The 9,322-nt window shown below is 71.3% G+C and carries 7 protein-coding genes and 4 pseudogenes; 7 read left to right on the forward strand and 4 right to left on the reverse strand.

What is annotated here, in order from left to right; all coding sequences use genetic code 11:
- Nucleotides 1-196, forward strand: a pseudogene (locus tag ACZ4YL_RS00005) (IS110 family transposase); the annotation flags it as partial.
- 17 nt (nt 197-213) lie between these two features.
- On the opposite strand, the pseudogene ACZ4YL_RS00010 reads toward ACZ4YL_RS00005, so the two are convergent.
- Nucleotides 214-558 (reverse strand): annotated as a pseudogene (locus ACZ4YL_RS00010) (IS5 family transposase); the annotation flags it as partial.
- A gap of 750 nt (nt 559-1,308) precedes the next feature.
- Here ACZ4YL_RS00010 and ACZ4YL_RS00015 point away from each other — a divergent pair.
- Nucleotides 1,309-2,052: a 2OG-Fe(II) oxygenase gene (locus ACZ4YL_RS00015; RefSeq protein WP_468112950.1), complete on the forward strand. Its 744-nt coding sequence runs from the start codon at nt 1,309-1,311 to the stop codon at nt 2,050-2,052.
- Nucleotides 2,053-2,256: 204 nt separating this feature from the next.
- A pseudogene (locus ACZ4YL_RS00020) lies at nt 2,257-2,459 on the forward strand (IS5/IS1182 family transposase); the annotation flags it as partial.
- Between the two features lie 327 nt (nt 2,460-2,786).
- Here ACZ4YL_RS00020 and ACZ4YL_RS00025 read toward each other — a convergent pair.
- Nucleotides 2,787-3,218: a winged helix-turn-helix transcriptional regulator gene (locus tag ACZ4YL_RS00025; RefSeq protein ID WP_266607114.1), complete on the reverse strand. Its 432-nt coding sequence runs from the start codon at nt 3,216-3,218 to the stop codon at nt 2,787-2,789.
- Between the two features lie 95 nt (nt 3,219-3,313).
- On the opposite strand from ACZ4YL_RS00025, the gene ACZ4YL_RS00030 reads away from it, so the two are divergent.
- Both ACZ4YL_RS00030 and ACZ4YL_RS00035 read left to right on the forward strand, forming a co-directional pair.
- On the forward strand, nt 3,314-3,664 hold the full coding sequence (locus tag ACZ4YL_RS00030) for a DoxX family protein (protein ID WP_468112951.1): 351 nt from the start codon (nt 3,314-3,316) through the stop codon (nt 3,662-3,664).
- Nucleotides 3,665-3,833: 169 nt separating this feature from the next.
- Nucleotides 3,834-5,074 (forward strand): annotated as a pseudogene (locus tag ACZ4YL_RS00035) (IS701 family transposase).
- Nucleotides 5,075-5,098: 24 nt separating this feature from the next.
- On the opposite strand, the gene ACZ4YL_RS00040 reads toward ACZ4YL_RS00035, so the two are convergent.
- Nucleotides 5,099-6,205, reverse strand: a complete 1,107-nt coding sequence (locus tag ACZ4YL_RS00040) for a sugar ABC transporter permease (RefSeq protein WP_468112952.1) — start codon at nt 6,203-6,205, stop codon at nt 5,099-5,101.
- On the reverse strand, nt 6,202-7,416 hold the full coding sequence (locus ACZ4YL_RS00045) for an MFS transporter (protein WP_468112953.1): 1,215 nt from the start codon (nt 7,414-7,416) through the stop codon (nt 6,202-6,204). The genes ACZ4YL_RS00040 and ACZ4YL_RS00045 overlap by 4 nt, the downstream gene beginning before the upstream one ends.
- Before the next feature lie 204 nt (nt 7,417-7,620).
- On the opposite strand from ACZ4YL_RS00045, the gene ACZ4YL_RS00050 reads away from it, so the two are divergent.
- Nucleotides 7,621-8,370, forward strand: a complete 750-nt coding sequence (locus ACZ4YL_RS00050; RefSeq protein WP_468112954.1) for a hypothetical protein — start codon at nt 7,621-7,623, stop codon at nt 8,368-8,370.
- 149 nt (nt 8,371-8,519) lie between these two features.
- The gene (locus ACZ4YL_RS00055; protein ID WP_468112955.1) at nt 8,520-9,209 is read left to right on the forward strand and encodes a sigma-70 family RNA polymerase sigma factor; all 690 of its coding nucleotides are present in this window, start codon (nt 8,520-8,522) and stop codon (nt 9,207-9,209) included.
- The last annotated feature ends 113 nt before the right edge of the window (nt 9,210-9,322 follow it).

Raw genomic sequence — 9,322 nt, forward strand, 5'->3', positions numbered from 1 at the left:
CAAAAGAGCCTTCTACCTCGCCGCGTTCGCCTCGCTCTCCCAGCCCGAGTCACGCGCCTACTACGACCGCAAACGACGCGAGGGGAAACACCACACTGCCGCCCTCATTGCACTCGCCCGACGACGCATCGACGTCCTCTTCGCCATGCTCCGCGACGGCACCTTCTACCAACCACCCACACCGACTACGGCTTGACGAAAACCATAGAGGCACCTTTTACGTGCGCCGGCGGCGTGCTGGTGGGCACGGTTGACCGTGGAGTCGACGGCGACGGTCCACTCCACCTGACCCATCGCGTCGTCGCGAACCTGCACATGCTCCAACAGCCTTGCCCACGCGCCATCCGCCTCCCAGCGGGCGAACCGCTCGTAGACCGTCTGCCACGGCCCATACCGCTCGGGCAGGTCACGCCACGGAGCCCCGGTCCGCAACCGCCACAGCACACCGTTGACCACCTGCCGGTGATCACGCCACGGCCGACCACGCCCATCCACCTGCGGCAACAAGGGCTCTATCCGCTCCCACGCCGCGTCCGTCAACCCACCTCGACCTGCCACAAGATCAATTACCAGAGAACCAGGTCAGGACACCGCACTCGACTAACTTCATTGGCAACGGACAACGACGCCGGGCGGCCTGGCACCGCGTCACAGCGGTGTTCCCACACCGCACGTGCGGTCACCCGGTACGGAGCGGCCCAGCGCTGCTTGGGACTACCGCGCATCGGTAGTCCCCCGAGCCGGTCCCCGCCCCGCCTCCCGCCCCCTTCCGCCGCATTGGGAACGTCCTGCTTGCTTTGTGGGTTCACCCCAGTTTAATCTCGTCATCATGACGATAACCGCTCAGCGGCCCCCGCTCCCTGCGGGCATTGACTCCAGGGGTCTCGATCCGCCGCCGCGCGCACGGCCGTGACGTCGAGCACGAGCCCGGAGCCATGCCGGCGCGCGCACCAGCCGTCCGGCGGCCGCCTGCCGCCGGCAGAGATCGACACAAGGCGGTCCCCATTTCAACGCTGCGGCACCCCAGCGCCTGATCCCTGATGCGCGATCCCTGCTCTCCGATCCACCGCTCGTGCACTTCAGACCCTCGAAGACTCCGGCGCTCGTGGCGCCGCGTGCCGACGCGAAGAAGCGCGTCGATCGAAGTGTGAACTCGGATGGCGCAACCCCTCTCCTCCCGGAGAAATCCACCCGCTAGGAGCGTTTCGTGCGCCACGCCAGCCCCCCTCCGCCCTCCGCCACGCTGCACCCTGTTCTCCTCCACGGCCACGGTGGCATCGACAATGACCTCAGGACGGAAAAGTAAGCATGTTCGGAATGCCGGTAAATCCCTTCGACCTCTCCGAAGAAACGCTGAGCCGAATATCCGCCGATGACTCATGGGCCCCGACCGAGTCGGAGATCCCACACGTCGATGCCAGGGTGATTCGACATTTCCTCACTCCGGCTGAGGTGGAGGTATTCGCGGCCGAACTCGCCGCCCAGCGCTTTGTGCCGGTGGGTCTAGACGGCATTGCCGCCAACTACGCAGAGGGAGATCCGGTCGGCTCTCTCCGCGCCACGGCTGATTCCGAAGTCTTGGCGGCAGAGTTCTACCGCAGGCTGCGGACGTTTCTGTCGTTTGAAGTAGGACCGGACGATCCGACGGATTCAGACGGAAGGCCCTGGAAGCCGGCGTCCGTCAATCCGCGTATGCGCTTCATCACGTACGAACACGGCGGATTGCTTGTCCCGCACTACGATTCGCCCTATTTCGCCCCCGACGGAACGCGAACTCACCTGACGGTCGTCGTCTACCTGTCGTATGAGGCAGTGGGCGGAGAAACGCGGTTCATCGCCGACAAGCAGAACGACCTTCCCTTTGCGCAACGCGACTTCTCGGACTGGCCCCGGCTCGCAGAGCCTGAGGAAATACTGAGCGCCCACCGCCCCGAACCGGGCGATGCGCTCCTCTTCTGGCATCGGACGCTTCACGACTCGGCCCCGCTTCTTGAGGGTACGAAAACAATTCTCAGAACCGACGTGCTCTACGAGCCCATAGATGTGCCTTGAGCAACAGCAAGGCAACCGTCGCACAGGAGGGCCCACGTGGTACCCGCCCGGGCTGGTGACACCGGGTGGGCGCCCAGGGCGGGCTTCGGATTCGACGACGTGCATGTGGTGCTCCCCCTGAAGGGATCTTGCGTGCAGGGACAGCAATCCGCATCCCACCTGGGGCGGAATATCTTTTCGATAACAGGGCGTGCCGAGCTCACGGCGGGTGGTGAGGGGGCCTTCGATAAGGAGGTCTACCGCGACCGCAACGTGGTCGAACGATGCTACGCACGCCTCAAGCAGTTCCGCGCGATCGCGACCAGTTCGACAAGCTCGCCGACCGCTACCGCGCCGGAGTCATCCTGGCCTCGCTGACCCTCTGGCTCCGCGAACCAATCCGTGATCATTTGTCAGACACTGCCTAGTACTCCAGCTGTAGTTCTTGATCACTGTTGCGGAGCGACCTGTCGTTGCCGCCGCCCGTCGTCGATCGTGGGTGGCCTCATCTGTTCCGCTGCGCCGGGCGGACTGGAAGGCTGAGCTCATGGCTTCGAGCATCGTCGTCCAGTACACCGAGTATCTGCGGACTGGTACGAGCGCCCTCTGGGTTCGGTTGCGGGAGCTCCTTCAGGACCAGGGGCTTGACCCTGAGGTGACGGTCGTCGTTGGCCTCTTGCAGGAGGGCCCCGATCACGAGGATGGCCAAGCCTCCGGCGACGGCAGGGTCTTACAGGTTCAGCCTCTTCTATTGATCAGAAACGGCTCGGGTTCTCATCAACAGGAGGGGTCTTCACCGGGGTCGCCTGATCCGCCTCGATGGTCCTGGCCGCCTCGGCTGCTTCCCGGAAGGTGACGACCGCCTCGCCGTTCTCCCGCGCCCATGCGGTGAGCATCCTGATGGGCTTCTCCAGGGTTCGCCCGAGATCGGTCAGGCCGTACTCCACGCGCGGCGGCGCCTCGGCGTACGCGTGCCGCTCGACGAGCCCGTTGGCTTGGAGCCGGCGCAACGTCTGGGTCAGTACCTTGCGCGAAATGCCACCGCTCAGCTCGACCAGCTCGCCGTGGCGCAACGGGCCGTCGGTCAGCGCGAAGAGCGTGACCATGGACCACTTGCTGGCGATGATCTCCATGGCCAGGAGAGCGGGACAGTCGGCGAGGAAGGCAATTCCGGGTCGCAGGCTCATGCCCCGAAGGTTACCTGGAGGTACCTGGTGGCCGCCTATCGTCGTCGAGGTGCGCACGCCCCTTACTCGCATCTCGCATGATTGAGGTTTCAGCCATGTTCGTCTCCCTTGCCGTCGTCACCGTGTTCATGTCGGCGCTTCTCCTGGTATCGGCTGGGGCCAAGTCTCTGCGGACGCGGCACATCACCGAGCAGATGTCCACCCTCGGAGTGCCGCAGAGCATGATGGCTTTCCTGATCGGCGCTCAGATCGCGGGCGCGGCCGGTGCGATCGCCGGACTCTGGTGGGGACCCATCGGAATCGCCGCCGCGATCGGCCTGACGCTCTATTTCGCCGGGGCGGTCGCCTTCCACCTGCGCGTCGGCGACCGCAAGGGCGCGTCTCCGGCGGTGGTCCTCACCATGGCCTCCGTCGCCCTGGTCGTGCTGCGTGCTGCCACCCTCTGACAGCGGACAGCCGGTCTGACGCTGGCCTTGATCGTGCTGAGTGAGGTCGGTCTCCTCTGAGGGCAGCCACCGTTGATCATCGTGAGTTGTGTCGACAAACGAAGATCAGCCGGTGGCCGCGGGCCACGGCGTAAACCTTGCCCGGTGGCAATCTGTATTCGATGGCCTGATGGGCAAGGTGGCGGGCCGGTTCGCCCGGGTGGAACCGCGCCGCCGGGCGAGGGCGTTCGTGCTGGGGCTGCTCGCGGACCTGCCGAGGAAGAACTGCTGGACGATCGCCGAGCACGCCGGTGACGCCAGTCCGGCCGGCATGCAGCACTTTCTCAGCCGGCCCGCTGGGATGCCGACGAAGTCCGCGACGACATACGGGACTTCGTAGTCGAGCACCTCGGCGACGAGGACGCCGTACTGGTTGTTGGCGAGACCGGGGACCTGAAGAAGGGCACCGCGAGCGTCGGGGTCCAGCGCCAGTACACCGGAACCGCGGGCCGGATCGAGAACTCCCAGGTCGCCGTATACCTCGTCTACGCGAGTGCGGCCGGGCACGCCGCCATCGACCGCCGCCTCTACATCCCGCGCTCCTGGACCCAGGACCCCGATCGGTGCCGCGCGGCAGGCGTCCCCGACGACCTGACGTTCGCGACCAAGCCCGCACTGGCCACCGAGATGATCGCCCGAGCTCTTGATGCCGGCGTCCCCGCGGCGTGGGTCACCGGCGACGAGGTCTACGGCGGCGATCCGCACCTGAGCGCCGAGCTGGAGAGGCGTCAGATCGGTTACGTCCTGGCCGTCTCACGCAAGCGACCCATCGCCACCCGCGCGGGCGTCTTCAGGGCCGGCCAACTCGCCTACGGCCTGCCGAAGAAGGCCTGGCAGCGGCTCTCGGCGGGCACCGGCGCCAAGGGCCACCGCTTCTATGACTGGGCCCAGGTTGACATGGCCAGCCCGCCCGGCAGCCCCGGTCACCGCTGGCTGCTGGTGCGGCGCAACCGGCGCACCGGTGAACTCGCTTTCTACCGCTGCTACTCGGCCCACCCGGTTCCACTGAGCACCCTGGTCAAGGCGGCTGGACGCCGCTGGACGGTGGAGGAGACCTTCCAAGCCGTCAAGGGCCTGGCCGGACTGGACGAGCACCAGGTCCGCAGCTGGGTCTCCTGGCACCGCTGGACCACCCTGGCCATGCTCGCGCACGCCGTCACCGCCGTCACCGCCGCCATCGAACGGGCCACGACCACCGTGAACCCCGAGCTCAGCCCGCTGACCTGCAATGAGATCCGACGACTGTTCGCAGCCCTGCTTGCGCCGGCCCGCGACCTTGCTCACCGCCTGCGCTGGTCTGCATGGCGCCGCCTGCACCAAGCACGCTCGCGCACCAGCCACTACCAGCGACAAGCCGCCCAACAACCATGAAGATCACGATCTACAGCCGGAGTACTAGACGCGGGTGATGTCGACGACCCCGTGCAGGGCGGCGAGGCCGAGCGCCAGGAAGAAGTCGCCCCAGACGAGCTCGTGCCGGACGGCCAGCTCCTTACCGGCGTCGTAGCAGCCGTCCAGCAGCATCCCGGGCGGGCGTCCGGAATCCGGGCCGGTGAGGTGGCTCTCCGCGAGGCGGCGGAGGATCGCCTCGGCCCGGTACGCGTACGCGCCCGCCCGGGGGCCGGGCACGCGGGCGAGTTTCAGCAGGGCGACCGCGGTGATCGCGGCGGCCGAGGTGTCGAGCGGCCCGTCCGGCCGGGCGGCGTCGGCCGCCGGGACGAGCCCTGCGAGCCCTCCGGCCGGGAACTCGTCCCCGAACGACAGGAGTTCGGCCGCCTCGGCGAGCCGGGTGGCCGGGCCGGGTATCGCGAGGTCCGGGCGCAGCAAGGCGTCGGCCACCGCCAGGAGCAGCCAGGCCCGGCCCCGGCTCCAGCCCGGCGGCGGGTCCGCGCAGGGCTGCCAGCCCGCGGCCGCTTCGAAGCGCAGGGCGGGCCGCAGCAAGGGGCCCTGGCCCCGGCTCGCGCCGAGACAGAGATCGAGGTGGCGGTGGAGGTGGGCCGCCGCGGCGGCTGCTCCCTGCCGTCCGGCGCCGGCCAGCAGGGGCACGGTCCCCGGCACCCCGTCCACGCGGGCGAGCATGCGGGGCCCGCCGAGCGCGTCCCCCCAGGGCACGAGCCCGAGTTCGCGGTCGTAGGCCGACAGCACGGCCCGGGCGCCGCGGCCTCGGAGCTCGGCGGCCTCGGCGTCGTCCCCGGCCGAAGCGGTCCCGTACCAGAGGATCAGGCCGCGGGTGGCGGTGTCGGCCCCTACCCACGGTTCGAGCCGGGCCGTGCACGCGGCGGCGGCGCGCCGGTCGGCCGCGTCACCGGTGTACCGTGCCCGCAGCCAGAGCAGCCCGGCCCAGAACCCGCCCGTCCACGAGCCGCGGCCGGTGGTCGTCCACCGCCCGTCGTCCGGGTCGGCGTACAGCGGGAAGCGGGGGCCGACCGCCTCGGCGGTCACCGCCACCCGTGCCATGACGGCCGCGAGGGCCGGGCCCGGCCCGAAGACGCCCGCGCTCATGCCGCGGCCTCCCGCCGGTCCCGTACGGCCCACAGGAACGCGACCGCCGCCGCGGCCGCGAACTCCGCGCTCACCAGCAGCCAGCCCGGCCCGTACCGACCGCTCTGCGCGAGCAGGCCGAACAGGGGCGGGCCCACCGCGAATCCGCCGAAGAACCCGGCCGCGACCAGCGCCGAGTCCTGTCCGGCGCGGCCGGGGGCGGCCCGCTGCATGACCAGCACCATCGAGACGGCGTTGCCGGAGACGGCGAAGACGCCGACGGCGATCGCCCCGGCCCACACCAGCGGGCCCACCACCAGGGCGGCCGCCAGCAGGACCGCCGCGCCCAGCGCCCCGCAGGCCAGCCACCCCGGGAGCCACTCGGCCCGCCCCGGCCGGGCCGCCTTCGACCATCCGACCCGGCCCGCGATCCCCGCCACGCCCAGTACGGCGACCAGCGCGGCCGCCGCCGTCGGGCCCAGGTCCAGCCGCTGCGCGCCGAAGAGTGCGAGGTAGGTGTTGACCGAGGCGATTCCGGCGCCGAGGAACAGCGAGAAGACCGCCAGCCAGGCCACCATCCCCCGCGGCACGAGAGCCGTACGGGGCCCCGCAGGCGGCGCGGGCGGCGCGGCGGGGTCGGCGGGCAGGACGCGCAGCGCCCACAGCCCGGCGAGCAGGGCGGCGCCGGCGCCGGTCCAGACCGCCCCCCGCCAGCCGATACCGTCCGCGAGCAGGGCGAGCGGCAGTCCGGCCGCGAAGGCGCCGAGCTGGACCCCGGACTGCTTGAGGCCGGTCACCGCGCCCCGCCGGGCGGGCGGGACGGCGCGCAGCACGGCCTTGTTGGTGGCCGGGTTGGCCAGCGCCTGGGGTACGCCGCCCAGTGCGACGGCGCCGAGCAGCAGACCGGCGCCGGGTGCGGCGCCGATCAGGGCGAGGGCCGCCGCGGAGACCAGCAGCAGGACCACCAGTGAGCGCCGCGGACCGATCCGGTCCACGATCCGGCCGCCCGCCGGGGACAGCACGGCGGCGGTCCCGAAGCCGATCGTGGTCGTCAGCCCCAGCACGGCCGGGGACACGCCGAGTTCGGTCACCAGGCGCGGGCCCAGCGCCCCGAGGAGGAACAGCTGCAGCATCGAGAACGCCATGGCGCAGGTCAGCAGCGCGGTCAACTGCCGCCCCGCCGCGCCGTCCTCCTCCGCCGGCGATGCGGACGCCGTCCCCTCCGCCGTCACGAAGTCTCCCTTCCCAGGACGTTGAACTCTTCGACCGAGCGGGTAGGCAGTCGGATGGGGCGGCGGGCAGGTTCCCTCCCTCCGCTGTGCCCTGCACCACACGAGGCGGGCGTCCCGGCCATGACAGGCCGGGACGCGGGAACTTGTCCGGAAGTGCGCACCCTGATGTGCGGCTCGGGAGGCCGGTGCAAGGATGAGCCCTTCATGAACCCGGTCCGCTTTCTACGCGCCCTACGGGCTGCGATGTTCGCAGCCCTCTGTGTGCTGCTCGCGGCCACCGGACACCTGCTCATGTCGGGTGTGGCGGTGCCCTGGTGGGCCTTGTCCGTCGCCTTTCCGGGCACGGCGGCGACGGCCTGGGCCCTCGCGGGCCGGGAACGCGGGCTGCTCGCCGTGACGACGGCGGCCGTCGCCGTCCAGGCGGTGCTCCACACCGGATTCACCCTGTCCCAGTCCCTCGCCGGGGCGGCCGCGCCAAGCGGATCCGGGCAGATGCCGTCGATGTCGTCGATGATGCGGATGTCGCAGCCGCCCGGCGCCGGGATGCCGGGGGCGCCTGCCCACCTGCACCACGCCCTGCACGGGACGGCGGACGCCGCGTCCGCCGTGACCGGCGTGACCGGCGCGCATGGTGGTGCGACCGGCGGGCCGCTGCCGGGCGGTGTGCACGAGGCGGCCGCCATGTCCCCGGCGGGCATGCTGGCCGCGCACCTGCTGGCCGCCGCGCTGTGCGGGCTGTGGCTCGCCCACGGCGAGCGGGCCGTCTTCCGCGTGGTGCGCGCCGTCGCCGGGCGCCTGTGGACTCCGCTGCGCCTGCTGCTCCGTACGGCGGTACCCGCGCACCGGCCGCCCGTCCGGTTCCGCCGCCGGCGCCGGCACCGCGCGCCGCGCCGGCTCTTCCTCGTACACGCCATCACCTCACGGGGTCCGCCGGCGGGAACCGCTGTCCTCTGACAGCTGGTTCCCCGAGCCGCGTCCGCGACCGCTCTCGCACCCGCACCCCGCGCCTCGGGCCTCGGCCATGCCTTCCGGCAGGCCGTACCCCTCACCGGCCCCGCCGCTCGCGGCGCCGGACTCCCCTTGCCCGTAAGGACCTTGTGGCGATGACTGCTGCCCTGACGACCCCTTCCTGTACCGCCGGCGACCGGCCGGCCCGGCGCACCCCCGACTCCGACGCGGCGGTGACCCGGCTGGCGCTGGACGCCCGCGACGGCGATCCCGTGAAGACCGACCGGTTCGTGCGCGCCCTCCACCGCGACGTCTGGCGCTACGTGGCCTACCTCAGCGCCGACACCCAGGCGGCCGACGACCTCACGCAGGACGTCTTCCTCCGCGCGCTGGCGAGCCTGCACCGGTTCGAGGGCCGTTCCTCCGCGCGCACCTGGCTGCTGTCCATAGCCCGCCGCACGGTCGTGGACAGCCTGCGCCACGCGGCCGCCCGGCCGAGACTCTCGGACCGCTGCGACTGGCAGACGGCCGCCGAGCAGGCCCAGCCGTACGACGTGCCGGGCTTCGAGGACGGCGTCGCCCTGGCGGAACTGCTCGCCGTGATCCCGTCCGAACGCCGGGAGGCCCTGGTCCTGACCCAGTTGCTGGGCCTGTCCTACGCCGAGGCGGCAACTGCCGTCGGCTGCCCGATCGGTACGGTCCGCTCCCGCGTCGCCCGCGCCCGTACCTCCCTGATCGCGCTCCTGACGGACACCCGTACGGCCGAGCCGGCGCCGGAGCCCCCGGCGCCGCGGCACGACCGGGCCGGAGAGCGGATGCTCACGGCGGCCGCGGCGCTCGCCTGATCCTGCGGGCGGGCCGGGGGGGGGGGGGGGGGGGGGGGGGGGGGACGGAGGCCCCCCCCCCCCCCCCCCCCCACAAACCCCCCCCGGACGGTCCCCCCCCACGAACGGAAACA

This window comes from Streptomyces sp. NPDC030021, from assembly GCF_055574035.1.